The 23,157-nt window shown below is 72.0% G+C and carries 23 protein-coding genes; 14 read left to right on the top strand and 9 right to left on the bottom strand.

The window, feature by feature from the left end; translation table 11 throughout:
* Positions 1-28: 28 nt before the first annotated feature.
* Both AB0F68_RS11000 and AB0F68_RS10995 read right to left on the bottom strand, forming a co-directional pair.
* Positions 29-259: a hypothetical protein gene (locus AB0F68_RS11000; RefSeq protein WP_091314056.1), complete on the bottom strand. Its 231-nt coding sequence runs from the start codon at positions 257-259 to the stop codon at positions 29-31.
* Positions 260-347: 88 nt separating this feature from the next.
* Positions 348-2,342 (bottom strand): serine/threonine-protein kinase, encoded by a 1,995-nt coding sequence (locus tag AB0F68_RS10995; RefSeq protein ID WP_357335131.1) that lies wholly within the window; start codon positions 2,340-2,342, stop codon positions 348-350.
* A gap of 91 nt (positions 2,343-2,433) precedes the next feature.
* On the opposite strand from AB0F68_RS10995, the gene AB0F68_RS10990 reads away from it, so the two are divergent.
* Together AB0F68_RS10990 and AB0F68_RS10985 are read left to right on the top strand one after the other, a co-directional pair.
* A complete protein-coding gene (locus AB0F68_RS10990) occupies positions 2,434-2,646 on the top strand; it encodes an acyl-CoA carboxylase subunit epsilon (protein ID WP_357335128.1) in 213 nt (70 codons plus the stop codon).
* A gap of 101 nt (positions 2,647-2,747) precedes the next feature.
* Positions 2,748-3,200: a hypothetical protein gene (locus AB0F68_RS10985; protein ID WP_357335126.1), complete on the top strand. Its 453-nt coding sequence runs from the start codon at positions 2,748-2,750 to the stop codon at positions 3,198-3,200.
* Between the two features lie 292 nt (positions 3,201-3,492).
* Here the strand turns inward: AB0F68_RS10985 and AB0F68_RS10980 are convergent, their stop codons facing one another.
* Complete coding sequence (locus AB0F68_RS10980; RefSeq protein WP_357335124.1) at positions 3,493-3,747, bottom strand: hypothetical protein; 255 nt, start codon at positions 3,745-3,747, stop codon at positions 3,493-3,495.
* 930 nt (positions 3,748-4,677) lie between these two features.
* Here AB0F68_RS10980 and AB0F68_RS10975 point away from each other — a divergent pair.
* The 3 genes from AB0F68_RS10975 to AB0F68_RS10965 are packed head-to-tail and all read left to right on the top strand — an operon-like array spanning position 4,678 to position 7,045.
* A complete protein-coding gene (locus AB0F68_RS10975; protein ID WP_357335121.1) occupies positions 4,678-5,715 on the top strand; it encodes a S8 family serine peptidase in 1,038 nt (345 codons plus the stop codon).
* Positions 5,716-5,725: 10 nt separating this feature from the next.
* Positions 5,726-6,382 (top strand): Maf family protein, encoded by a 657-nt coding sequence (locus tag AB0F68_RS10970; protein WP_357335119.1) that lies wholly within the window; start codon positions 5,726-5,728, stop codon positions 6,380-6,382.
* Positions 6,383-6,391: 9 nt separating this feature from the next.
* A complete protein-coding gene (locus tag AB0F68_RS10965) occupies positions 6,392-7,045 on the top strand; it encodes an O-methyltransferase (protein ID WP_357335117.1) in 654 nt (217 codons plus the stop codon).
* A 165-nt stretch (positions 7,046-7,210) separates the two neighbouring features.
* On the opposite strand, the gene AB0F68_RS10960 is transcribed toward AB0F68_RS10965, so the two are convergent.
* The 4 genes from AB0F68_RS10960 to AB0F68_RS10945 form a co-directional block, all read right to left on the bottom strand.
* Complete coding sequence (locus tag AB0F68_RS10960) at positions 7,211-8,470, bottom strand: MFS transporter (RefSeq protein ID WP_357335115.1); 1,260 nt, start codon at positions 8,468-8,470, stop codon at positions 7,211-7,213.
* Between the two features lie 64 nt (positions 8,471-8,534).
* A complete protein-coding gene (locus AB0F68_RS10955; RefSeq protein WP_313723100.1) occupies positions 8,535-9,290 on the bottom strand; it encodes an ABC transporter permease in 756 nt (251 codons plus the stop codon).
* A 17-nt stretch (positions 9,291-9,307) separates the two neighbouring features.
* Positions 9,308-10,267 (bottom strand): ATP-binding cassette domain-containing protein, encoded by a 960-nt coding sequence (locus AB0F68_RS10950; protein ID WP_357335111.1) that lies wholly within the window; start codon positions 10,265-10,267, stop codon positions 9,308-9,310.
* Positions 10,268-10,385: 118 nt separating this feature from the next.
* On the bottom strand, positions 10,386-10,985 hold the full coding sequence (locus tag AB0F68_RS10945) for a PadR family transcriptional regulator (protein ID WP_357335380.1): 600 nt from the start codon (positions 10,983-10,985) through the stop codon (positions 10,386-10,388).
* Positions 10,986-11,117: 132 nt separating this feature from the next.
* Between AB0F68_RS10945 and AB0F68_RS10940 the strand changes: the two genes are divergently transcribed.
* The gene (locus AB0F68_RS10940; protein WP_357335108.1) at positions 11,118-12,869 is read left to right on the top strand and encodes a biotin carboxylase N-terminal domain-containing protein; all 1,752 of its coding nucleotides are present in this window, start codon (positions 11,118-11,120) and stop codon (positions 12,867-12,869) included.
* Between the two features lie 80 nt (positions 12,870-12,949).
* Positions 12,950-14,389: a GuaB1 family IMP dehydrogenase-related protein gene (locus AB0F68_RS10935; protein ID WP_357335105.1), complete on the top strand. Its 1,440-nt coding sequence runs from the start codon at positions 12,950-12,952 to the stop codon at positions 14,387-14,389.
* Between the two features lie 36 nt (positions 14,390-14,425).
* On the opposite strand, the gene AB0F68_RS10930 is transcribed toward AB0F68_RS10935, so the two are convergent.
* Positions 14,426-14,974 carry a TetR/AcrR family transcriptional regulator gene (locus AB0F68_RS10930; RefSeq protein ID WP_357335103.1) on the bottom strand — a complete coding sequence of 183 codons (549 nt, stop codon included), beginning with the start codon at positions 14,972-14,974 and terminating at the stop codon, positions 14,426-14,428.
* Positions 14,975-15,061: 87 nt separating this feature from the next.
* Between AB0F68_RS10930 and AB0F68_RS10925 the strand changes: the two genes are divergently transcribed.
* Genes AB0F68_RS10925 through AB0F68_RS10910 form a run of 4 tightly spaced genes read left to right on the top strand, consistent with a single transcriptional unit; the run spans position 15,062 to position 19,872 of the window.
* Positions 15,062-15,502 carry a DoxX family membrane protein gene (locus AB0F68_RS10925; protein ID WP_357335101.1) on the top strand — a complete coding sequence of 147 codons (441 nt, stop codon included), beginning with the start codon at positions 15,062-15,064 and terminating at the stop codon, positions 15,500-15,502.
* A gap of 55 nt (positions 15,503-15,557) precedes the next feature.
* Positions 15,558-16,079, top strand: a complete 522-nt coding sequence (locus AB0F68_RS10920) for a MarR family winged helix-turn-helix transcriptional regulator (protein ID WP_357335377.1) — start codon at positions 15,558-15,560, stop codon at positions 16,077-16,079.
* Entirely contained in the window at positions 16,073-17,806 is a 1,734-nt protein-coding gene (locus AB0F68_RS10915) for an ABC transporter ATP-binding protein (protein ID WP_357335099.1), read from the top strand. The genes AB0F68_RS10920 and AB0F68_RS10915 overlap by 7 nt, the downstream gene beginning before the upstream one ends.
* On the top strand, positions 17,803-19,872 hold the full coding sequence (locus tag AB0F68_RS10910; protein WP_357335097.1) for an ABC transporter ATP-binding protein: 2,070 nt from the start codon (positions 17,803-17,805) through the stop codon (positions 19,870-19,872). The genes AB0F68_RS10915 and AB0F68_RS10910 overlap by 4 nt, the downstream gene beginning before the upstream one ends.
* 70 nt (positions 19,873-19,942) lie before the next feature.
* Here AB0F68_RS10910 and thrS read toward each other — a convergent pair whose 3' ends face one another.
* Positions 19,943-21,175, bottom strand: coding sequence for a threonine--tRNA ligase (gene thrS / locus AB0F68_RS10905; protein WP_357335375.1), 1,233 nt, complete (start codon positions 21,173-21,175; stop codon positions 19,943-19,945).
* Positions 21,176-21,683: 508 nt separating this feature from the next.
* Here thrS and AB0F68_RS10900 point away from each other — a divergent pair.
* From AB0F68_RS10900 to AB0F68_RS10890, 3 genes are all read left to right on the top strand, one after another.
* The gene (locus AB0F68_RS10900; protein ID WP_357335095.1) at positions 21,684-22,298 is read left to right on the top strand and encodes a VTT domain-containing protein; all 615 of its coding nucleotides are present in this window, start codon (positions 21,684-21,686) and stop codon (positions 22,296-22,298) included.
* A 68-nt stretch (positions 22,299-22,366) separates the two neighbouring features.
* Positions 22,367-22,735 carry a type II toxin-antitoxin system RelE/ParE family toxin gene (locus AB0F68_RS10895; protein ID WP_357335093.1) on the top strand — a complete coding sequence of 123 codons (369 nt, stop codon included), beginning with the start codon at positions 22,367-22,369 and terminating at the stop codon, positions 22,733-22,735.
* A complete protein-coding gene (locus tag AB0F68_RS10890; RefSeq protein WP_357335091.1) occupies positions 22,732-23,064 on the top strand; it encodes a helix-turn-helix transcriptional regulator in 333 nt (110 codons plus the stop codon). The genes AB0F68_RS10895 and AB0F68_RS10890 overlap by 4 nt, the downstream gene beginning before the upstream one ends.
* Positions 23,065-23,157 lie beyond the last annotated feature (93 nt).

Genomic DNA, 23,157 nt, shown 5'->3' with positions numbered 1-23,157 from the left:
GCCGCCACTGCCGTTCGTACCGCCCGGGTCATGCCCTGCGTCGCGAGGCGACCGGCACAGGGACCGCGCCCCGCCCGGCCAGGGTGGTCCGGCGGGCCAGCCGCCACGTCGCCACCCCCGCGACGGTGAGGGCGACGACACCGAGCACCGCGACCGGCGCGGAAAGGCCGGCGCTGACCAGCAGCAGGACCACGTCTCCGAGCGCGACCAGCATCCACAGTGCCAGCCGGGGGCCGGTGTCCTTGTGTCGGTAACCCATGTCGTACCTCCTTCCGTCGTCGCGGTCTCAATACCCCCGAGGACGGAAGGCCATGCGAGTCAGTTTCGCAATGGCGGGATTCCCTGGATCAGTTCACCCGGTCGGGCTTGAAGCCCTTCGTGATGATCTCCCAGTTGGCCAGGTTGGCCTGCCAGGCGTCCGCCGGGACCTCCCAGCGCAGGGCGAAGCCCCGGTTGCTGGCCGTGGCCACGCCCCGGTTGCGCACGTGGAAGCGGGTTCCGCCATTCCGCGTCTCCAGCCAGTCCCAGTCGGCGCAGGTGCGGTAGTAACCGTCACAGCGGGTGATCCCGACCAGCTTGTAGTTGTCGACGTAGTTCCGGCGGCTCGACTCCTGCGCCTGCCAGTCGGCGTACGCGTCCTTCTTCGGCGAGGAGGTCCACTGGATGAACAGCACCCGCCGCGCGCCGCCGGCCTCGTAGAGCACGACCTGGTTGTCGCCGGGCCGGGCCTGCCAACCGTTGGGGATCGGCACCTGGAAGCCGTTCGGGCCCTTGTAGTAGTGCCAACCGGTGGGCAGGGTGCCGGCAGCCGCCGAGGGGGTCATCGACGGGGTCACCGACGGGGTCTGGCTGGGCGCGGCGCTGCTCGGCGCGGCCGAGGTCGGCCCGGCGCCGTTCCCCGGTGCGGGCGGGGCCGCGGCCGACGTGGTGGTGGCTGCCTGCTGGCCGCCGCCCTTGCTGTCGTCATCGCGGTTGAGCAGCGGCACGGCCACCGCCAGGCCGGCCAGCAGCACCAAAACCAGCGCGCCGATCAGCAGGTTGCGCTTGTTGCGTTCCGGCTTCGTACCCGGGATCACCGCCGCCCGGCCGGTCGACGGCGCCGGGCTGACCGGCTCGGCCAGCACCGAGGTCGGGTTCCTCGGCGGGGCCGGCGGCTCCACCACCGGCTCGCCGTCCAGCCGCGTCTCGTCCAGGGCCGGGTCGGCGCCGTTTACCCGGGTGTCGGCGACCGCCGGCTCGGCGTCGAGCTTCGTGGTCGGTTCGGCGACCGGCGGGGCCACCTTCGCGGTGGGCGCGGCGTCCGAACCGGCCGGTGCCTTGACGGTGGCGTCGGCGGCCGCCGCGGCACCGGCGACGGCGGCCGCGGACGTGCCCCCGTCGGGCTTGCGCGGCGCCGGAGTCACCGGCCGCTCGGCCTGGTCGTCGGCCGGACGCGGCGCCGGCACCAGCGGCGGGCGCGGAACGCGCGGACCGTTCGGCCCGGGCCGGCGTACGCCGTCCAGCAGTGAGATGCCCTTGGCCCGCCGCCCCGCGGCCTTGCGCAGCATGCGCTCCGCGACCTCGGCGGTGATCCGCTCCTCCGGGTCCTTGCGCAGCAGGCCCTGGAGCACCGGCTTCAGCGGCCCGGCGTTCTTCGGCGGCGGCAGCGGCTCGGTGGCGAGCGCCGCCAGGGTGGCGATCGCCGACGGCCGCGCGTACGGCGACTTCCCCTCGACGGCGGCGTAGAGCGTGGCGCCCAGCGACCAGAGGTCGGCCTCCGGCCCCGCCGTGCCGTCCTTTGCCCGTTCCGGCGCGATGTACGCGGGCGAGCCGAGCACCATGCCGGTGCGGGTGACGTTGGGGTCGCCCGGGATGGTGGCCAGACCGAAGTCGGTGAGCACCACGCGCCCGTCGCTGCCGAGCAGCACGTTGCCCGGCTTCACATCGCGGTGCATGATGCCGGCCTTGTGCGCGGCCTTCAGCGCGCCCAGCACCCCGAGACCGATCTCGACGGCCTTCGCCGACGAGACCGGGCCGTCCTCGGCGATGGTGTCCTGCAAGGACTTCGACGGCACGTATTCCATGACGATCCACGGATCGCCGTCGGTGCGCAGCACGTCGAAGATGCGGACCACGTTGACGTTGTTGAGCCGGGCGATCGCCCGGGCCTCCCGCAACGAGCGTTCCCGCATCTCGCGGCGCTCCTCCGGGGTGAGGCTGGGCGGCGGAACGAGTTCCTTGATCGCCACGTCGCGGTGCAGCACCTCGTCGCGCGCCTTCCACACCCGACCCATGCCGCCCTGGCCGAGCGGCGAGATGAGCCGGTACCGGTCGGCGACGAGTTGGGGAAGCGGGTTAGACATCGCTGAAACCGTACCCGGGAGCCGCTACCGGTACACCGGCGGCACGCCACTGTCCGGTGAAGGTCAAGTTCTGGACGCGTACCCTGTCGGCATGTCTGCCGAAGAGCCGCTGTTCCGGATCGTCCGCGGCGTGCCCACCGCCGACGAACTGGCCGCCCTGGTCGGGGCCCTCGTGGTGCGGACCCGACCGGTCGCGGCCACCGCGCCGGCCGCCGTGTCGCAGTGGGCACGCAGCGCCCGTCCGGCCGGCGCCGCGCCGGTCGCGGGCCCCGGCGCGTGGCGCGCCTCCGGCCTCCCCCGCTGACCCATCCCGGGTACGCCGACCCCGCATCAGGACTGCCGGGATCCACGGCGAGCCATTAACCTCACTCAGGGAAACCGTGCGGTGACGGGCAGGGAGGGTCGATGATCCCGGAGGACAACCAGCCGGCCGGCTGGCTGCGTGACTACGGCGGCATCGAGGCCGACATCCGACAGATGCGCGACTTCGCCGACCGGCTCCAGGACGAGGTCAGCCGCAACTACACACCGCACCTGTCGTACATCGCCGACGACATGAAAGCCCCGGTCCCCAACCCGGCCGACGCGTTCATCGAACTGGTCCAGTTCCTCCAGGCCCACCACGAGACCCAGCAGGCCACGGTCAGCATGGTCTGGGACCTGGCCCCCGCCACCGGCCGGCTGGCCGGCGCCGCCGGCCACATCGCGGCCACGTACGCCGACTCCGACGCCTTCTCCTCCGCCCGGGTCGTCGACGTCGAACGGGCCCTGGCCGCGCCGTCCACCGCGGCCGCCCGCCCGGTGCCGCCGCTGGCGGATCCGACCGCGCCTGAGCAGGGGCGGGTGGTCCTGCCGTGATCGAACGGGGCAGCGGACGCACCTCCGGGCTCACCGAGTGGCGCCTGATGGACGTGCTCAGCATGTGGGCGTGCCTCCAGGACCAGGACACCAGCGGCCAGTGGAAGCAGGTCGCTGGCTGGCGCAAGGTCTGCGACCTCGCCCTGGCCCACCTGAGCCGGCTGCGCGAGTACCGCCGCGGGCTCGCCGAGGCGTGGCCGCCGGAGACGAATGCCGCCGCGCGGGCGTACCTCGGGGACCTCGACCAACTCATCGACCAGGTGCAGCGCACCCACGACGCCGCCGCCGCGAACTACGACGCGCTCGCCGCCGCCACCCGCGCCATCGGCAGCACCCGCGCCGAACTCAAGCCGCTCCACGAGGAGTACGCGGAGAAGGTGCGACAGAAGCGGGCGTACGAGGCGATCGTCGCCGACCCTAAGGCGGTGGCGGGGAGCCGGCTGCCGGAGAAGCCGCCGGTGACGGACGCGGAGCTGGAGCAGTTGAACGTGCGGGCGCGAGGGTTGATGACGGGGCTGAGCGGCGAACTCCAACAAGCCCAAGTCATGCTCCAACGCCCGCCAGCAGTCCGTCCCCGGCTAGGCCCACGAGTAGACCAAGAACCAACAGACCCTTACTCCGGGGCCGGCTCAGTCCCGATTATCCCGCCGGTCGTCGCAGTGCCCGTTGCATCTCCAGCACAGACGCAGGCCACTCGCCCTGCCTCCTCGACCAGACCTGCGGCCACTGTAGCGCCCAAAACGGGATCGGTTATCGCCCAAGGACCAGTGCTGGGCGGAGCAGGGACAGGCGTCGCTCCGATGCCCACCGCACCCCCTGCGCATACGACGTCCCCCGCCTTGCCCACTCCCCATGTTGGCGGTACGGGCTTCCCCCTCCCGCCGACCCCGGCGGCACCAATCCGTGGACTCCCTATTGATCGCCTGCCTAAGAGCCAAGGCGGCGGCCGCGAGATTTCTAATAGATCGACACCTTCCAACGCCCCGCGCTCGATGCCGCCCGGTGGCTTGATCGGCAGTTCTCCGTCCGTCGGCCAGCCAGGTGCGGCACCTTCGCCTCGTCGAGTAAATCCAATTGGCGGGGTTATAGGCGGGGGCGGCGCCGGCACGGCTCCGAGCGGAGCGGCTGGTTCTCGGCCCGGGGTCGGCAAAGGACCACACTTTGGGGCATACGGCCCTACGCCGCTAGGAGGTGGCCCTGCAACCGCTGGCGGCGCCAGGAAAGGACCACAGCGTCCCGACGGCGACCAAGGCGGCCGGCGGTGGGATCCGGACAACCCATGGGAGGTGGACCGCGGAGTGGATCCGGTGGTTCGACCTCCGGAAGAGAGTGGTCCGAGCGATCCAGGGCCGGCAATCGGCTTCGACCGGTGACATCCCGCCATCCTGGCTCGTCCCGCATCCTCGCAATCGCTGCTGCCGCCAGTTTGCTAGTACCCACGAATACCAGCAACGCCGCCGCAGGAAGCAACGATGGCGTGGAGCGGATCAGAAGTGATCAGTGGCATCTCCAGTATCTCAACGTCTATCAGGCCCACAGGGTTAGCCAAGGCAAGGGAATAGTCGTCGCCCTGCCTGATACCGGCGTCGACCCCCATCCGGACATAGAACGAAACCTGCTCGCAGGCGCCGACATAATTCCTGGCGGCAGCGGAAACGGAAAGCTTGACCAGAACAGCCATGGCACTGCAATGGCCGGCCTTATCGCTGCGCATGGACGAGATGCCAAGAGTGGCGCTCTAGGAATAGCTCCCAGAGCGAAAATACTTCCTCTTTACGACACGCCTGTCAACGGTCTCGGTGACCCCGATGACCTAGCAGCAAGCATCGAGTACGCGACTAAGCACCATGTCGGCATCATTAGCATCTCGGCGGCGAGCACCCCAACTACTCGCCTCCGAGCAGCCGTGGACGCCGCTGTGGATGCAAATATTGTCGTTGTAGCAGCTGCGGGAAACGCTCCGCGCGAAAGCGGAGTCAGCTACCCCGCCTCCGAGCCCACCGTAATAGCCGTGGGCGGCGTAGACCGGCGCGGCAATCATGCAACCTTGTCAGTATCCGGTCCAGAGATAGATGTCGTCGGCCCGGCAGTTGATATCTATAGCACCGGCATCGGCGGCCGATACCGGAAAAGCAGCGGCACCTCCGATGCAACTGCCATCGTGGCTGGGGCCGCCGCCCTGGTCCGTTCCAAGTACCCCGACCTCCCCGCCCAGGAGGTCGCCCACCGCCTGACCGCCACCGCGATCGACAAGGGCCCACCCGGCCGCGACGACGAATACGGCTACGGCGTCATCGACCTGGTCGCCGCCCTCACCGCTGACGTCCCCCCACTCGGCTTCGAAACGCCGTCGGTCACCGCACCACCCACCTCGCGGGCTCACGACAGAGGCGACGACAACTCGACCGTGCGCGGCTTGGCGACACTGGGTGTGCTGCTCGCTGCGGGCGGCGGTTACCTGGTCTGGCGCCGGCGTCGACGTGCCGACGACCCGCCGCCGCGGATCAGCCGGTAGCGTCGGTGGGGTGTTGACCTCCGTGCCGCTGCGCCTCGTGCTCGCCTCGCAGAGTCCCGCCCGCCGCAAGCTGCTCCAGGCCGCCGGGATCGAACCTGACGTGCTGGTCAGCGGTGTCGACGAATCGCAGGTGGTCAGCGACCGGGCCGAGGAGCTGTGCCTGGAGCTGGCCCGGCTGAAGGCGCAGGCGGTGCTGGGCCGGCTGCGCCCCAACCCGGACGAGCGGACGTTGGTGCTCGGTTGCGACTCGGTGCTGGCGTTCGACGGCGAGATCCTGGGCAAGCCGGCCGACGCGCCGGACGCCACCCGGCGGTGGCAGCGGATGCGCGGGCGCAGTGGGGTGCTGCACACCGGTCATTGTCTGCTCGACGTGGTGCACGAGTCCCGTGCGGAGGCGGTCGCATCGACCACTGTGCACTTCGCCGACATCAGCGATGCGGAGATCGCCGCGTACGTGGCGACGGGTGAACCGCTGGCGGTGGCCGGGGCGTTCACCATCGACGGGCTGGGCGGGGCTTTCCTGACCGGCATCGAGGGTGACCCGGGCACGGTGGTGGGGCTCTCCCTGCCGCTGCTGCGCAATCTCCTCGCCGAGTTGGAGCTGAACATCACCGACCTGTGGACGAAGGTTGCGCCGGGGGGCCAGGAGGTCGAACATCTCGGCTAACGTCCGATCATGAGCACGAAGCCGTTGCCGCTGACCCCGGAACTGCACGCGTACCTCGTGGCGCACGGGTCCGCCCCGGACGAGATCGTCCGGGAGCTGGCCGAGGAGACCCGCGCCGCCCTTCCCGCCCAGGCGGACATGCAGGTCGCGCCCGAACAGGCCGCGTTCCTGACCTTCCTGACCCGGCTGCTCGGCGTCCGGCAGGCGGTGGAGGTGGGCACGTTCACCGGTCTCTCCTCGCTGGCCATCGCCCGGGGCCTCGCCGAGGGCGGCCGCCTGACCTGCTTCGACATCTCGGAGGAGTACACCGGCGTGGCCCGGCGGTACTGGACCCGGGCGGGTGTGCAGGACCGGATCGAGCTGCGTATCGGTCCGGCCGCGGACACGCTGCGCCAACTGCCGCAGGAGCGCTACCTGGACTTCGCGTTCATCGACGCCGACAAGGTCGGCTATCCGATCTACTGGGACGAGCTGGTGCCCCGGATGCGCCCGGGCGCGGTGATCGCGGTCGACAACACGCTGCGCGGCGGCCGGGTGCTCGCACCGCAGAACGCCGACGACCGTGCGATCGCCGCCTTCAACGACGAGATCCTCGCCGACGTCCGCGTCGAGGTCGTCATGCTCCCCATCGCCGACGGCGTGACCCTCGCCCGGGTGCTCTGAACCAGCACGCCGAGGCACCGGACCCACGCCAGCTCGGCGTGGTGGCGCCATCCCGTCCGCCCGGATACCGCCACCACGCCGAGCTGGAGTCGATCAGACGGGCGAGCGCAGGCGCAGGCGATCAAGCGAACGCACGGAGGCGGGCCGGGCGAGGAAGCGGGCCGGTCACGCGGCGGCGGAGACCGGGGTGCGGTCGTCGGTGGGCGAGGGCAGGCGCAGGGCGCGGCCGAGGCGCACGGTGAGCAGCAGGGCCGCGGCGATGAAGGCGGGCAGGAGCAGGAAGGCCAGGTGGGGGCCGACGCCGTCGGCCACCCAGCCGAGCGCGACCGGCGCGATCCCGAAACCCACTCCCACCGAGTACGACGACCAGCCGGCCGCCTTGTCCGCGGCCCGACCTGCCACGGTGAGGGCGATGGAGATCGCCAGGGGGTAGTGCAGGGCATTGCCCAGCCCGAGCACGACCAGGCCGGTGACGGCCAGCCAACCGACCGAGGCGGACCAGAACAGGGCGAACCCGGCCAGGGAGACGGTCAGCGCGGCGAGCAGCAGCGGCACCGGCGGCCAGCGCAGCGCGAGCCGGCCACCGGCCAGCCGGCCGGCGAACATGCCGCAGACGATCGCCGCGACGGCCGCCGACGCTCCGCCGGCGCTGAGCCCCGCGTGGGTCCGGAGCACGTCGGCGGTCCAGAGCGACAGGCACACCTCGATCGACCCGGTCACCGCCATCAGGACCCAGGCGATCCAGTACGCCCGCGGCAGCACCGTCCGGCGCCCGAGATCTTGGACAGTTTCCGTTCGAGAGGAACGGTAGGTGTCCAAGATCGGGCGAACGGCAGCGGCAGCCGCGGTAGCGGGGGCGGCCCTCGGCAGGCGTACCCGGAAGGTCACGGCGGCGAGGGCGACCAGGGTGATCAGCCCGACCTCGACGGCCATCATCGGCCGCCAGCCGAGGCCGGCGTCCACGGTCGCGCCGATGACCAGCGGCGCGAGGATGCCCATGCCGGCGCAGGCCGCGTTGGCCTCGCTCAGCGCGGCGGGCGCGGCGCGCCCGTGGTGGGCGGTGAGCACGACGTTGACCCCGCTGATCACCATCATGCCGAAGGTGGCGACGACCGCGACGGCGGCGATGGTGGCGGGCAGCGGGCGGAGCAGGCCGAGCGCGGCGACGCCGGCGGCCAGGCCGGCGAGCCCGAGCCAGATGGCGGGGCCGCGGCCGAGGCGGCGGGCGGCCGGCGCGAAGAGCGCGCCGCCGGCCAGCGCGCCGACCGCGATGCCGGTGCTGTGCAGACCGGCGACGGCGGCGCTGGTGCCCTGTTCGTCGCGGAGCAGCGGCACGACGGGACCGAACCCGTAGAGGAAGAAGCCCCACAGGCCGAGCTGAGCGTAGGTCAGCCAGGTCGTCCGGTCACGGGTGAGGCGGGGCACCGGCCTTACGCTACGCGCGCTCGGCCGGCACCCCGCTTCGGATGAGAGGCAGCTCTCGTCCTGCTCAGCGGACGCTGCGGGCGAACTGCCGGGCGGCCCAGACCACCCCGGCGACGGCGAGCACCGCGATGATCGTCAGGCCCTGCCAGACCTTGTCGTTGGCCAGGTCACCGGCGAAGAGCGCCCGGGTGCCGTCGACCGCCCAGGAGAACGGGTTCCAGTCGGCGACGCCCTGGAGCCAGCCGGGGGCGTACATGAGCGGCAGCAGGATGCCGGAGAGCAGCAGCACCGGCTGGGCCACGGTGTTCATCAGCGGGGCCAGCGCGTCCTCGCTCTTGACCTTGAGCGCGACGCCGTAGGAGACGGCCGAGGTCATGAGCGCGATGAGGGCCAGCATGAGGTACGCGAGCAGCAGGTAACCGATGAAGACGCGCAGGTCGAACAGGAGCGCCAGCAGGGTGATGATGACCGCCTGCGCGATCAGCGAGACCACGTCCCGCAGCGAGCGACCGAGCAGCAGGGCGAGCCGGCTGACCGGGGTGACCCGGGACCGCTCGATCACCCCGGCGCGCAGCTCGGCGATCAGGCCGAAGCCCTGGAACAGGCCACCGAAGATGGCCAGCAGCACCAGCAGGCCGGGCACGAAGATCTTGTACGCCTCGGCCTGGGTCGACACCCGCAGCGCGGGCTTGAGCAGCGGGGCGAAGAGCAGCAGGTACATCACCGGCTGGAAGACGCCGACGAAGACCCAGACGGGGTTGCGCAGCAGCAGCTGGATCTGGCGCTGGAAGATCAGCCAGGTGTCGCGGGCGAGTTTCATGACAGTTCTCCCGATGCTCAGGACTCGCGCAGCGAGCGGCCGGTCTTGGTGAGGAAGACGTCGTCGAGGCTGGGGCGGTGCAGCTCGATCGAGCGCAGCTCCAGCCCGGCGTGGTCGAGGCGGCGCAGCACCTGCGGGATGGCGGTGGCGCCCTCGTCGACGTAGAGGCGCAGGCCACCCTCGTCGATCGTCTCCAGCTTGCTGACGTACGCCTCGGTGTCGAGCACTTCGGCGGCCTGCGGGGTGGTGGCCGCGTCGAGGCCGACCAGCACCACCTCGCCGGAGATCTCGCGCTTCAGCTCCGCCGGGGTGCCCTCCGCGACCACCTCGCCGTGATCCATGATCGCGATCCGGTCGCAGAGCGCGTCCGCCTCGTCGAGGTAGTGCGTGGTGATGAAGACGGTCATCCCCTCGGTGCGCAGCCGGCGGATCTCGTCCCACATGTGCGCCCGGCTCTGCGGGTCGAGGCCGGTGGTCGGCTCGTCCAGGAAGACGATCTTCGGTTCGTGGATGATGCCGAGCGCGATCTCGACCCGGCGGCGCTGGCCACCGGAGTAGGTCTTGCACTTGCGGTCGGCGTACTCGCTGAGCTGGAAGGCGTCCAGGGCGCGGGTGGCGCGGCGGTGCGCCTCGGCCTTGGCGATGCCGTAGAGCCGGGCGTGCAGCACCAGTTCCTCGCGGGCGGTGGACTCGTCCCAGGTGCTGCCGCCCTGGGCCACGTAGCCGATCCGCCGGCGCACCTCGGCCGGGTCCTTGCGCAGGTCGGCCCCGGCGATGGTGGCCTCGCCGCCGTCCGGCTCGATGAGGGTGGCGAGCATCCGCAGGGTGGTGGTCTTGCCGGCGCCGTTGGGGCCGAGGAAGCCGAAGATCTCCCCCTCGGCCACCTCGAGGTTGACGCCACGGACCGCGTCCACGGTCTTCGTCTCGCGACCCGCGCGGGAGCGGAACGACTTCCGCAGCCCCCTGGTCTCGATCATGTCTGCTCCTGGTCCTCCGGGCCGGACGCGACCGGCCGCCGATGGTCCGCGAGGACGCACGGCTCCCTCACGGCTCGCGCAGAGACTAACGCGATATAGCTCTTGTGGTCAACGTTGATTATTCCGCGTTGGGTCGGCCGTCCGTCCACCCCGACCACCCATCGGCCTGCTCCAGCCCAGCAGGCAGGTACGACACTCCGGACTCGATCCGCTCGGCGATCCGCTCGCACCAGGCCATGTCCGCCTCGGCCCGACCCAGCCAGAGCTCGAACATCCAGCCGACGTGCACGGGCTTGCGGTTGCGCACCCAGTCCGAGTCCAGCGAGGCACGCATCGACTCGACCCCGGCCCGGATCAGGTTCGCCCGGTTGCGCAGCGCCGCCGCGGCTTCGTCGCGGGGCATCGCGGGCAGGAACGAGAAGGCCGCCGCGAACGGGTCCGCGGGCTCGTTGAGCTGCCACCACTGCGCCCGCAGCAGGGTCTCGAACTCCTCCTCGCCCTTCGCCGTCACCTCGTAGGTGGTGCGGGCGGGGCGGGCGCCGACCTGCTCGACCGAGACTGTCCGGAGCAGGCCCTCGTCGGTGAGCTTGCGCAGCGCGTGGTAGATCGAACCGGGCTGCACGTTGGCCCACTTGTCCGCGCTCCAACTCAGCAGCTCACGGCGTACGTCGTAGCCGTGCACCGGCTGCATCCACCTGACCAGGCCCAGAATCATCATCCGCGTTGCCGACACCGGACAAGCGTAATAGCCAAATTTGACTACAGTGCGGCATCCCACACTGAGCGATCGTTAGGGCCGAATCCTCGGCCGATACACTCCCGGCAACGACCTCCCGGGAGGAGCCACAAGGTGCGCAAGGTACTCATCGCCAACCGCGGCGAGATCGCCGTCCGCGTCATCCGCGCCTGCCGCGACGCCGGCCTGGCGAGCGTCGCCGTCTACGCGGACTCCGACCGGGACGCCCTGCACGCCACCCTCGCCGACGAGGCGTACGCCCTGGGCGGCGACACCGCCACCGACAGCTACCTGCGGATCGACAAGCTGATCGACGTGGCCGCCAAGGCCGGCGCCGACGCCGTGCACCCGGGCTACGGCTTCCTCTCGGAGAACGCGGACTTCGCCCAGGCCGTCATCGACGCCGGGCTGACCTGGATCGGCCCCACCCCGCAGGCGATCCGCGACCTCGGCGACAAGGTGACCGCCCGGCACATCGCCCAGCGGGCCGGCGCGCCCCTGGTTCCCGGCACCCCGGACCCGGTCGGCAACGCCGACGAGGTGATGGCCTTCGCCGTCGACCACGGCCTGCCGGTCGCCATCAAGGCGGCCTTCGGCGGCGGCGGGCGCGGCCTCAAGGTGGCCCGCACCATGGAGGAGATCCCGCACCTGTTCGAGTCGGCCACCCGCGAGGCGGTCGCCGCGTTCGGCCGGGGCGAGTGCTTCGTCGAGCGCTACCTGGACCAGCCCCGCCACGTGGAGGCGCAGGTCCTGGCCGACCAGCACGGCAACGTGATCGTGGTGGGCACCCGGGACTGCTCGCTCCAGCGCCGGCACCAGAAGCTGGTCGAGGAGGCCCCGGCGCCGTTCCTCACCGAGGCCCAGCGCCGGCAGATCCACGACAGCGCCAAGGCGATCTGCCGGGAGGCCGGTTACCACGGCGCCGGCACGGTGGAATACCTGGTCGGCGCGGATGGCACCATCTCCTTCCTGGAGGTCAACACCCGCCTGCAGGTGGAGCACCCGGTGACCGAGGAGACCTCCGGCATCGACCTGGTCCGCGAGCAGTTCCGCATCGCCGACGGCGAAAAGCTGCGGTTCACCGAGGACCCGACCCCGCGCGGGCACTCGATCGAGTTCCGGATCAACGGCGAGGACCCGGGCCGCAACTTCCTGCCCGCGCCGGGCACCATCACCGCGCTGCGGCTGCCCAGCGGCCCGGGCGTCCGGGTGGACACCGGCATCTCGGCCGGCGACGTGATCGGCGGCAACTTCGACTCGCTGCTGGCCAAGGTGATCATCAGCGGCGAGACCCGGACCGAGGCGCTGGAGCGGGCCCGACGCGCGCTGGACGAGATGGTGGTCGAGGGCATGGCCACCGCCCTGCCGTTCCACCGCCTGGTGGTCCGCGACGAGGCCTTCACCGCGGAGCCGTTCACCGTGCACACCCGGTGGATCGAGACCGGGTGGAACAACACCGTTCCGGCCTTCACCGCCCCGGCCGGCGCCGTCGAGGGCCCGGCCGAGCGCGAGACCGTCGTGGTCGAGGTGGGCGGCAAGCGGCTGGAGGTCACCCTCCCGGCCGGCCTCGGCGCGGGTACGGCGGCCGCCGCGCCCGCAGCGAAGAAGCCGGCCCGCCGGGGCGGCGGCGCCAAGGCCGGCGCAGCGATCGGCGGCGACGCGCTCACCTCGCCGATGCAGGGCACCATCGTCAAGATCGCCGTGGCCGACGGGGACACCGTCGCCGAGGGGGACCTGGTGGTGGTGCTGGAGGCGATGAAGATGGAGCAGCCGCTGCACGCCCACAAGGCCGGCACGGTCAGCGGCCTGTCGGCCGAGGTCGGCGCGGTGATCACCGCCGGCGCGGCGATCTGCACCATCTCCTGACCGTCGGCGGTCCCGCCGGCCGGGGGTGGTTTGGGCCACCAGCGGCGGCGGGACCGGCCGCGAGCAGGAATGATGGCCGAGTGCGGTTCCTTCATGGCGCGGTTCCCGCGCACGACCTGACCTACAACGACGTCTTCATGGCGCCCAACCGCTCCGAGGTGGGCTCCCGGCTCGACGTCGACCTGGCCTCGGCCGACGGCACCGGCACCACCATCCCGCTGGTGGTGTCGAACATGACCGCGGTCGCCGGCCGGCGGATGGCCGAGACGGTGGCCCGGCGCGGCGCCATCGCGGTGATCCCGCAGGACATCCCGATCGAGGTGGTGGCCAACGTCGTCGCCTGGGTCAAGCAGCGGCACCTGGTGCACGACACCGCGATCACGCTCGGCCCGACGGACACCGTGGGTGACGCCATCCACCTGCTGCCGAAGCGGTCGCACGGCGCGGTGATCGTGGTGGACGACGAGGGCCGCCCGCTCGGGGTGGTCACCGAGGCGGACACCGTCGGGGTGGACCGGTTCGCCCAGCTCCGGCATGTGATGTCGACCGAACTGCACACCGTGCCGGCGGACGCGGATCCGCGTACCGGCTTCGACCGGCTCTCGGCGGGGCGGCGCCGGCTCGCACCGGTGGTGGACGCCGAGGGTCGCCTGGTCGGGGTGCTGACCCGGTCGGGCGCGCTGCGCGCCACGCTCTACAAGCCGGCCGTGGACGACCGGGGCCGGCTGCGCGTCGCCGCCGCGGTGGGCATCAACGGCGACGTGACCGGCAAGGCGGCCGCCCTGCTGGAGGCCGGGGTGGACACCCTGGTGGTGGACACCGCGCACGGGCACCAGGAGCGGATGATCTCCGCGCTGCGGATGGTCCGCAAGCTCGACCCCGGGGTGCCCGTGGCGGCCGGCAACGTGGTCACCGCGGACGGCGTACGTGACCTGGTCGAGGCGGGGGCCGACATCATCAAGGTCGGCGTCGGGCCGGGCGCCATGTGCACCACCCGGATGATGACCGGCGTGGGGCGCCCGCAGTTCTCCGCGGTGCTCGACTGCGCGGCGGCGGCCCGCTCGCTCGGCCGGCACGTCTGGGCCGACGGCGGCGTACGCCACCCGCGGGACGTGGCGCTGGCGCTCGCGGCCGGCGCCTCGAACGTCATGATCGGCTCCTGGTTCGCCGGCACCTACGAGTCCCCCGGCGACCTCTACACCGATGCCGACGGCCGGCGTTACAAGGAGAGTTTCGGGATGGCCTCGGCCCGCGCGGTGAGCGCCCGGACCGCCGAGGACAGCGCGTTCGACCGGGCCCGGAAGGCCATCTTCGAGGAGGGCATCTCGTCGGCCCGGATGTATCTGGACCCGGCCCGGCCGGGCGTCGAGGACCTGATCGACGAGATCATCTCCGGGGTGCGCAGCGCCTTCACCTACGCGGGCGCGCGGAGCCTGGAGGAGTTCCACGAACGGGCCCTGGTCGGCGTGCAGAGCACCGCCGGCTACACCGAGGGCATGCCGTTGCCGACGAGCTGGTGACCCCGCGGTCGGGCCCCTCGTCGAGGGGCCCGGCCGTCAGGGAAAGAGCCGGCTGATCACGCTGCGGGCGGCGGCCTCCGGGTCGGGGCCGACCCGGGGCGGCAGGGCGCCGGAGAGCCAGAGCGTCGCGAAGCCGTGCACGATCGACCAGGCCGCCAGGGAGTCGACGTCCGGTCCCCGCCCGGTGCGCCGGGCCACGCCGGTGCGCAGCAGCTCGCCGGCCCGGTCCCGGGCGGCCACCACCGCCGGGTCGTCGGCGCGGTAGAGGTCGGGCCGGAACATCACCTCGAAGTGGGCCCGGTGCCGGACCGCGAACCCCACGTACGCCACCCCGGCGCCGATCAGGTCGTCGCCGGCGTCGCGCAGCGCCTCGGCCAGCAGCTCGAAGCCCTCGGCGGCGAGCGCGGTGAGCAGCCCCGCCTTGTCGCCGAAGTGGTGGGCGGGGGCGGCGTGCGAGACGCCGGCCCGACGGGCCAGGTCGCGGAGGCTCAGCGCGGCCGGGCCGGACTCCGCCATCACCTCCACCGCCGCGTCGAGCAGTGCGCGGCGCAGGTCGCCGTGGTGGTACGCGCGGGACTGGGTCATGCGCCCACTCTAACTTGTCATTGACAAGATGGCCCACAGGGCGCAATCTTGTCGGCGACAAGTTCCCTCTTCGGGAGGCGTACACCCATGGCACCCCTGATCGCTCTCGTCGCCGGCACCGCGGCGGCCCGGCTCGCCGGCCTGCTCGGCGTCGCCGCTCTCGACGGCTGGCACCCCGCCCTGCGGGTCGGCCTGGCCCTGATGTTCCTGCTGACCGCCTCGGCCCATTTCCTGTCCCGCCGCGCGGACCTGATCGCCATGGTGCCGCCGAGGCTGCCCCGGCCCGGCCTGCTGGTCACCCTGACCGGGGTGCTCGAACTGCTCGGGGCGCTCGGACTCCTCCTGCCGGCCACGGCCCGCCCGGCCGCCGCGGGCCTGGCGCTGCTGATGCTGGCCATGTTCCCGGCCAACGTCTCGGCCGCGCGCCGCGAACTCACCCTGGCCGGCCGCCCGGTCACGCCGATCGGCGCCCGGACCGCCCTCCAGGTGGTCTTCGTCGCCGCCGCCCTGGCGGTGGTGTTCGGCTGACCGAGAAAATACTTTGGGCCCTGACCGTTCGGGGGCTAACCTAGCGCCCGTGAACATGGGACCGCTCGTCCGCTTCCCCGACGCGCTCCAGCAGGCGCCGCTCGGCCGGCTCATCTCGATCGCCGGGCACGTCGTCGAACAGCACTGGGGGCGCTACCTGGCCGAACACCACGGGCTCACCTCCGCCGGCATGCGGGTGCTGCTGATCCTGTTGCGGGCCGGCGACAGCACCCACCGGGAGATGGCGGAGCGGTGCTTCGTCCGGCCCGCCACCCTCACCGGCATCGTCGACACCCTCGAGCGCGACGGCTTCGTGGCCCGGCGCCGGGACCCCGCCGACCGGCGCACCGTCCAGCTCAGCCTCACCGACAAGGGCCGGGAGCACGCCCTCGCCATCATCGACCTGATCCACAGCAACCGGCCGCTCACCTCGGTCGACGCGGACCCGGCGAAGCAGGCGGTGATCCGCGAGTTCCTCACCGAAATCATCACGAGCATGTCCGACGGGGACCTTCGCCGGTTGAACCGGGACAGCGAGCCCAACACCGAGAACCCATCGGGGAGCCGTCCGTGCTGATCCGCCTGCTCCGTACCCACCTGCGCCCGTACCGGCGGTTATTGGCCGCGGTGGTCGCCTTCCAGTTCGTCGGCACGATGGCCTCGCTATACCTGCCGAGCCTCAACGCCGACATCATCGACCGGGGCGTCGCCCTCGGCGACACCGACCAGATCATGCGTACGGGCGGCTGGATGCTGCTGGTCAGCCTGCTCCAGATCGCCTGCTCGATCGTCGCCGTCTACCTCGGCGCGAAGACCGCGATGGGCTTCGGGCGCGACGTGCGGGCCGGCATCTTCGAGCACGTCAACCGCTTCTCCGCCCGTGAGGTGACCCGGTTCGGTGCGCCCTCGCTGATCACCCGGAACACCAACGACGTGCAACAGGTGCAGATGCTCGTGCTGATGAGCTGCACCATGCTGGTCGCCGCGCCGATCATGAGCGTCGGCGGCGTGGTCATGGCGCTCCAGGAGGACGTGGGCCTCTCCTGGCTGATGCTGGTCTGCGTACCGGTCCTGGCGGTCGCGCTGGGCCTGATCACCCGGCGGATGGTTCCGGGCTTCCGGCTCATGCAGACCCGGATCGACACGGTCAACCGGGTGCTGCGCGAGCAGATCACCGGCATCCGGGTGGTGCGGGCCTTCGTCCGCGAGCCGTACGAGACGGAGCGCTTCCGGGTGGCGAACACCGACCTGACCGCGACCGCCCTACGGATCGGCCGGCTCCAGGCGTTGATCTTCCCGGTGGTGATGCTGGTGCTCAACGTCTCCAGCGTCGCCGTGCTCTGGTTCGGCGCGGAGCGGGTCGACTCCGGTCAGATCCAGGTCGGCGCACTCACCGCCTTCCTGCAGTACCTGATGCAGATCCTGATGGCGGTCATGATGGCGACCTTCATGCTCATGATGGTGCCGCGGGCGGCGGTGTGCGCCGAGCGGATCGTCGAGGTGCTGGACACCGACTCGTCCGTGGTGCCGCCGAGCGAGCCGATGATCGCGATGACCCGGCGCGCGGAGCTGGAGTTCCGCCGGGTCGCCTTCCAGTACCCGGGGGCGAGCGCGCCGGTGCTGCACGACATCTCGTTCCGGGCCAGCCCCGGCCGGACCACGGCCATCATCGGGTCCACCGGCGCCGGCAAGACCACCCTGCTCACCCTGATCCCCCGGCTGGTCGACCCGACCGCCGGCGCCGTGCTGGTCGACGGGGTGGACGTCCGGCTGCTGGAACCCGACGAGGTGTGGCGCCGGATCGGGCTGGTGCCGCAACGGCCGTACCTGTTCAGCGGCACCGTCGCCAGCAACCTCCGGTACGGCAACCCGGACGCGACCGACGCCGAACTCTGGGCGGCGCTGGAGATCGCCCAGGCCCGGGACTTCGTGGCGGAGATGCCGGGCGGCCTGGACGCGCCGATCGCGCAGGGCGGCACGAACGTCTCCGGCGGCCAGCGCCAACGGCTCGCGATCGCCCGCGCGCTGGTCCGCGAGCCGGAGATCTACCTCTTCGACGACTCCTTCTCCGCGCTCGACCTCGGCACCGACGCCCGGCTGCGGGCCGCGCTCAAGCCGGTCACCGCGGACGCGGTGGTGGTGATCGTGGCCCAGCGGGTCTCCACGATCATCGACGCCGATCAGATCATCGTGCTCGAGGACGGGGGCGTCGTCGGGATGGGACGACATGAGGACCTGCTGGTGACCTGCCCGACGTACGCCGAGATCGTGGCGTCCCAGCAGACGGCGGAGGTGCCGGCATGACGGCCGTACCCGGGCAGAAGCCGGGCCCCGGCCCGAAGGCCGCCGCCGACGGGCGGGCGCCGCAGCGGCTGCCCGCGGCCGGACGCCGCGGCGGCGGGGGGCCGCCGTGGATGGGCGCCGCCATGCCGGCGGAGAAGTCGATGAACTTCGGGCCGTCCGCCCGCCGGCTGCTGGGCCGGCTGCGGCCGCACCGGTTCTCCCTGACCGCGATCGTCGCCCTGGCGGTGGCCAGCGTCGCGGCGACCGTGACCGGTCCGAAGATCCTCGGGCACGCCACCGACATCATCTTCGCCGGGGTGGTCGGCCGGCAGATCGCCCCCGGCACCACCCAGGAGCAGGCGGTGGCCGGGGCCCGGGCCGCGGGCAACGACAACTTCGCCGACATGCTGGCCCGGATGCACGTGGTGCCCGGGGCGGGCATCGACTTCACCGCGCTGGGTCGCACGCTCACCCTGGCGCTCGCGCTCTACCTGGGCGCCAGCCTGCTGATGTGGTGGCAGGGCTGGCTGCTCAACGGGGTGGTGCAGCGCACCGTGCTGCGGCTGCGCGCCGAGGTGGAGGAGAAGCTCAACCGGCTGCCGCTGCCGTACTTCGACAAGCAGCCCCGGGGTGAGCTGCTCAGCCGGGTCACCAACGACATCGACAACATCTCGCAGACCCTGTCGCAGACGCTCAGCCAACTGCTCAGCGCGCTGCTCACCGTCGTCGGCGTGCTGGCCATGATGGTCTGGATCTCGCCGCTGCTGGCCCTGGTCGCCCTGGTGGCGGTGCCGCTGTCGGTGGTCGTCACGCAGCAGATCGCCAAGCGGTCGCAGCGCCGGTTCATCGCCCAGTGGCGGCACACCGGTGAGCTGAACGGCCTGATCGAGGAGACGTACACCGGCCACGAGCTGGTCAAGGTCTTCGGCCGGCAGCGCGAGGCGCAGGCCGCCTTCGCGGCCAAGAACGAGGAGCTGTACCGGGCCAGCTTCGGCGCCCAGTTCATCTCCGGGATCATCATGCCGGCGATGATGTTCGTCGGGAACCTCAGCTACGTCGCGATCGCCGTGGTCGGCGGGCTGCGGGTGGCCTCCGGGACGATGAGCCTCGGCGACGTGCAGGCGTTCATCCAGTACTCGCGGCAGTTCACCCAGCCGCTGACCCAGATCGCCTCGATGGCGAACCTGCTCCAGTCCGGGGTGGCCTCGGCCGAGCGGGTCTTCGAGGTGCTCGACGCCGAGGAGCAGACCCCGGACCGGCCCGCGCCGCCCCGGGTCACCGGCCGGGTCGAGTTCGAGCACGTCTCCTTCCGGTACGACCCGGACAAGCCCCTGATCGACGACCTCTCGCTGGTGGCCGAGCCCGGGCACACGGTGGCCATCGTCGGCCCGACCGGCGCCGGCAAGACCACCCTGGTCAACCTCGTCATGCGGTTCTACGAGCTGGACGCCGGCCGGATCACCCTGGACGGGGTGGACATCAGCTCCATGCGCCGGGACGAGCTGCGCGGCCGGATCGGCATGGTGCTCCAGGACACCTGGCTCTTCGGCGGCACCATCCGGGACAACATCGCCTACGGCCGGCCGATGGCCACCGAGGAGGAGATCCTGGCCGCGGCCCGGGCCACCTTCGTGGACCGGTTCGTGCGCAGCCTCCCCGACGGCTACGACACCGTGATCGACGAGGAGGGTAGCAACGTGAGCGCCGGCGAGAAGCAGCTCATCACCATCGCCCGGGCGTTCCTCGCCGAACCGTCGCTGCTCATCCTCGACGAGGCGACCAGCTCGGTCGACACCCGCACCGAGGTGCTGCTCCAGCGGGCCATGGCGGCGCTGCGCACCGACCGGACCAGCTTCGTCATCGCGCACCGCCTCTCCACCATCCGCGACGCCGACCTGATCCTCATGATGGAGCAGGGCCGGATCGTCGAGCAGGGCACGCACGACGAACTGGTCGCCGCCGACGGCGCGTACGCCCGGCTCTACCGGTCGCAGTTCGCCGGCGCGGTGATCACCGACGAGGTGCCCGCGCCCGTCCCGGGGGCCGCGCCGGCCGGTGCGCCGGCCGCGACGCCGGCGGGGAACTGACGTGGACCCGGCGACAGGCCCGGCACCGGCCACCCACCCCGCGCGGCGGGAGCCGGTGCCGGACGGCCGCTCACTCCGCCGGCAGCAGCTCGGCGGAGCGGGCGGCGACCACCCGTCCGATCAGCCCGAGCGCGTCGGCCGCCGGCATCGGGTCGAGCCCGCGACCGTCGCGCAGTCGCAGCGAGACCGCGCCGTCGGCCGCCTCCCGAGGGCCGACCACCCCGACGTACGGGACCCGGCGGCGGGCCGCATCGCGGATCCGGGCGCCCAGCGAGCCGGCCAGGTCGACCTCGGCCCGCAGCCCGGCCGCCTCGGCCCGGCGGGCCAGCGCCACGGCCGCGTCGGCCTGGCCGTCGTCGACCGGGAGCAGCACCAGCTGCACCGGGGCGTACCAGGCCGGGAAGGCGCCCGCGTGCACCTCGATGAGGTACGCGAAGAGCCGCTCCATGCTGCCGACCAGACTGCGGTGCACCATGACCGGCCGCTTCCGGCGCCCGTCCGCGTCGATGTACGACAGGTCGAACCGCTCCGGCTTGTCGAAGTCGAGCTGGATGGTGGAGATGGTCGACTCCCGGCCGGCCGCGTCCACGATCTGGATGTCGATCTTCGGGCCGTAGAAGGCGGCCTCGCCCGGGCCCTCGTGGTAGTCCACCCCGTCGAGCGCCGCGCGGAGCAGCTCCTCGGCCCGCGCCCAGTCGGCGTCGTCGCCGACGTACTTCTCCCCCGGCCCGCGCAGCGACAGCCGGAACCCGGCCGGCCGGACGCCGAGCGCGGCGTGCGCCTCGCCGATCAGCCGGAGGATCTCCCGTACCTCGTCGCCGACCTGCTCCAGCGCGCAGAAGTTGTGCGCGTCGTTGAGCGAGATGGCGCGGACCCGGGACAGCCCGCCGAGCACCCCGGAGCGCTCCGCCCGGTACATCCCGCCGATCTCGGCTACCCGCAGCGGCAGCTCCCGGTAGGAGCGGCCCCGGGCGCGGAAGACCAGCGCGTGGTGCGGGCAGAGCGCGGGGCGCAGCACGAACTCGTCGTCGGCGCTCAGCCGCATCGGCGGGAACATGTCGTCGGCGAAGTAGCCGAGGTGGCCCGACAGCTCGAACAGCTCCCGCTTGCCCAGCGGCGGCGAGTAGACGTGCCGGTAGCCGGCTCGGCGTTCCAGCTCCCGCACGTACTCCTCGACGGCGTGCCGGGCCGCGGCGCCGGCCGGCAGCCAGATGGGCAGGCCGGCGCCGGCCAGCGGGTCCGAGACGAACAGCTCCAGGTCCCGGCCGAGCCTGCGGTGGTCGATCATGTCGCTCTCCTTGATCGGGTACGACCCGGAGGCGAGCTGACCCGGAACGCGACGCGGCCCCGGAGCGGATCGCCCCGGGGCCTCGTCGACGAAAACGTCAGTGCGGCGCGCCGGGGATACCCGGCGTCGTGGTCACCACCGCGCTGCGCATGCGGCGACGGTACGCGCGGCGGCGCGGCGGGTGCACCTGGATTTCGCAACGCACCTCGATGCGGTGCGGTGGGGGCGGGTCGCCGGCACGGGACCTGCCGGCGACCCGCGGCGGCCCGTCCGTCGGGAACGGGGGACCCGACGTCTCCGGAGCCGCGCGCCGACAACGGTACGCCGCGGATCGGCGATCCGCCGCCCGCTCCGGCGGTCGGCGACGCCTCGGCGGCTCGTCACATTCGGCGGCGCTGCCTCGTTGAACACCGGTGGCCTGCTGGTGTCGGCGGTCACCGCCGGGCAGGGCCGCTCGCGGTGACGCGGGACACGCCGTCAAGCTCGGTGCGGTCGAACGGGGAACTCCGGCGAGGTGGCGGTCGTGGCCGAACTCATCTCTGACATCGCGTCGCCCACCTGGGCGTACGCGGTGCTGCTCACCCTGCTGGTCGCCGACGCCTTCGTGCCGGTGGTGCCCACTCAGGTAGTCATGATCACCAGCGGGGCGCTGACCGTCTACGGCGGGCTCAACCTGCCGCTGACCATCGCGGTGGGGGCGCTCGGCGTATTCGCCGGTGACCTCGCCTGCTACGTGCTGGGTCGTACCGCGCCGGCCCGCCGCGAACCGCGACACGCGACGCCGGGCCGGGCCCGCCGGGCCGCCGCCCGGGTCACCCGTGGCCTGCGCGAACCGGGGCCGCTGGTGATCCTGCTCTGCCGGTTCGTGCCCGGGGGCCGGATGGCCGCCTGCTTCTCGGCCGGGCGCAGTCGCTACCCGTACCGCCTCTTCATCCTCTACGAGGCGGCGGCGGCCACGGCCTGGGCCGCGTACGGGACGCTCGTCGGCCACCTCGGCGGCGCCGCGCTGACCGAGTCGGCGTGGCGGCTGCTGCTGATCGGCGGGGCGGCGGCGGCCGGGTTCGCGGGGGCGGGCTGGGCCATGACGGTGATCAGCGCCCGCCACGCCCGCCCCGAAGCCAAGGCAACGGTCGACTGACCCGCACTTCTCCGCTCTCCCAGTGTGTCCGACCGGCAGGCAATATAAGCTGCCCTTATATTGACGACATGTGGGAGATCAGACTGCATCCGGAGGTCGAAGCGTGGTTCCTAGACCTGTGCAGGACCGATTCCCTCACGGCTGACCTCGTCAGCGAAGCGATCGACCTGATCGGGGAGCACGGCCCCGCACTGGGGCGACCCTTGGTCGACCGCCTGAAAGGCAGCACGTTCCATCACATGAAGGAGCTACGACCCGGTTCGGCCGGACCGACGGAGGTACGCATGATCTTTGCCTTCGATCCGTTGCGGGAAGCCGTGTTCCTGGTGGCCGGGGACAAGTCGGGACAGTGGCAGAGTTGGTACCGGACGGCCATCCCCCTGGCGGACGCACGATTCCAGGAGCACCTCATCAGCCTGAAGGAAGCTCAGCAATGACCGATGGAGCCAACTGGCGAGACGTCAAGGCCAAGGCCAGGAAGATCGACCCGGCCTGGGACGAGCCTGACCGCACGGCTCGGCGTGGACAGTTCCGGGAGCAGATGCTCGCCTCGGTCAGCGGTGCGCAACTCGCCGAGATCCGCAAACAGCTGGGCATGACGCAGATCCAGTTGGCTGAGGCCGCGGGGCTGTCCCAGGCGAGGATCAGCCAGATCGAGAATGGGGAGAACACCAGTCTCGAGACGCTGAGGGCCTACGTGACCGGTCTCGGCGGGCATCTCGACGTGGTCGCCCGGATCGGGAACATCCAGCTCAACGTGGCCTGATTCCCTTCCACCCCGAGCGGCCGGTAGGGGGCGACCCCGGGATCGAAGTGGGTGGTGGTCCCCGATCCGTTTCGGGCGGTTCCGGCGACAGGC

It is taken from the genome of Micromonospora sp. NPDC023966, assembly GCF_040639095.1.
Classification (GTDB): Bacteria; Actinomycetota; Actinomycetes; order Mycobacteriales; family Micromonosporaceae; genus Micromonospora.
Note: the sequence above shows the minus strand (reverse complement) of the source record. Positions and strands in the feature narration are given on the sequence as shown.

What these genes read in the sequence shown, in the direction of transcription:
- AB0F68_RS11000 (WP_091314056.1), bottom strand. Translation starts at nt 259, where the DNA reads ATGGGTTACCGACACAAGGACACCGGCCCCCGGCTGGCACTGTGGATG.
- AB0F68_RS10995 (WP_357335131.1), bottom strand. Translation starts at nt 2,342, where the DNA reads ATGTCTAACCCGCTTCCCCAACTCGTCGCCGACCGGTACCGGCTCATC.
- AB0F68_RS10990 (WP_357335128.1), top strand. Translation starts at nt 2,434, where the DNA reads ATGTCTGCCGAAGAGCCGCTGTTCCGGATCGTCCGCGGCGTGCCCACC.
- AB0F68_RS10985 (WP_357335126.1), top strand. Translation starts at nt 2,748, where the DNA reads ATGATCCCGGAGGACAACCAGCCGGCCGGCTGGCTGCGTGACTACGGC.
- AB0F68_RS10980 (WP_357335124.1), bottom strand. Translation starts at nt 3,747, where the DNA reads ATGACTTGGGCTTGTTGGAGTTCGCCGCTCAGCCCCGTCATCAACCCT.
- AB0F68_RS10965 (WP_357335117.1), top strand. Translation starts at nt 6,392, where the DNA reads ATGAGCACGAAGCCGTTGCCGCTGACCCCGGAACTGCACGCGTACCTC.
- AB0F68_RS10955 (WP_313723100.1), bottom strand. Translation starts at nt 9,290, where the DNA reads ATGAAACTCGCCCGCGACACCTGGCTGATCTTCCAGCGCCAGATCCAG.
- AB0F68_RS10950 (WP_357335111.1), bottom strand. Translation starts at nt 10,267, where the DNA reads ATGATCGAGACCAGGGGGCTGCGGAAGTCGTTCCGCTCCCGCGCGGGT.
- AB0F68_RS10945 (WP_357335380.1), bottom strand. Translation starts at nt 10,985, where the DNA reads ATGATGATTCTGGGCCTGGTCAGGTGGATGCAGCCGGTGCACGGCTAC.
- AB0F68_RS10930 (WP_357335103.1), bottom strand. Translation starts at nt 14,974, where the DNA reads ATGACCCAGTCCCGCGCGTACCACCACGGCGACCTGCGCCGCGCACTG.
- AB0F68_RS10925 (WP_357335101.1), top strand. Translation starts at nt 15,062, where the DNA reads ATGGCACCCCTGATCGCTCTCGTCGCCGGCACCGCGGCGGCCCGGCTC.
- AB0F68_RS10920 (WP_357335377.1), top strand. Translation starts at nt 15,558, where the DNA reads ATGGGACCGCTCGTCCGCTTCCCCGACGCGCTCCAGCAGGCGCCGCTC.
- AB0F68_RS10910 (WP_357335097.1), top strand. Translation starts at nt 17,803, where the DNA reads ATGACGGCCGTACCCGGGCAGAAGCCGGGCCCCGGCCCGAAGGCCGCC.
- AB0F68_RS10895 (WP_357335093.1), top strand. Translation starts at nt 22,367, where the DNA reads ATGTGGGAGATCAGACTGCATCCGGAGGTCGAAGCGTGGTTCCTAGAC.
- AB0F68_RS10890 (WP_357335091.1), top strand. Translation starts at nt 22,732, where the DNA reads ATGACCGATGGAGCCAACTGGCGAGACGTCAAGGCCAAGGCCAGGAAG.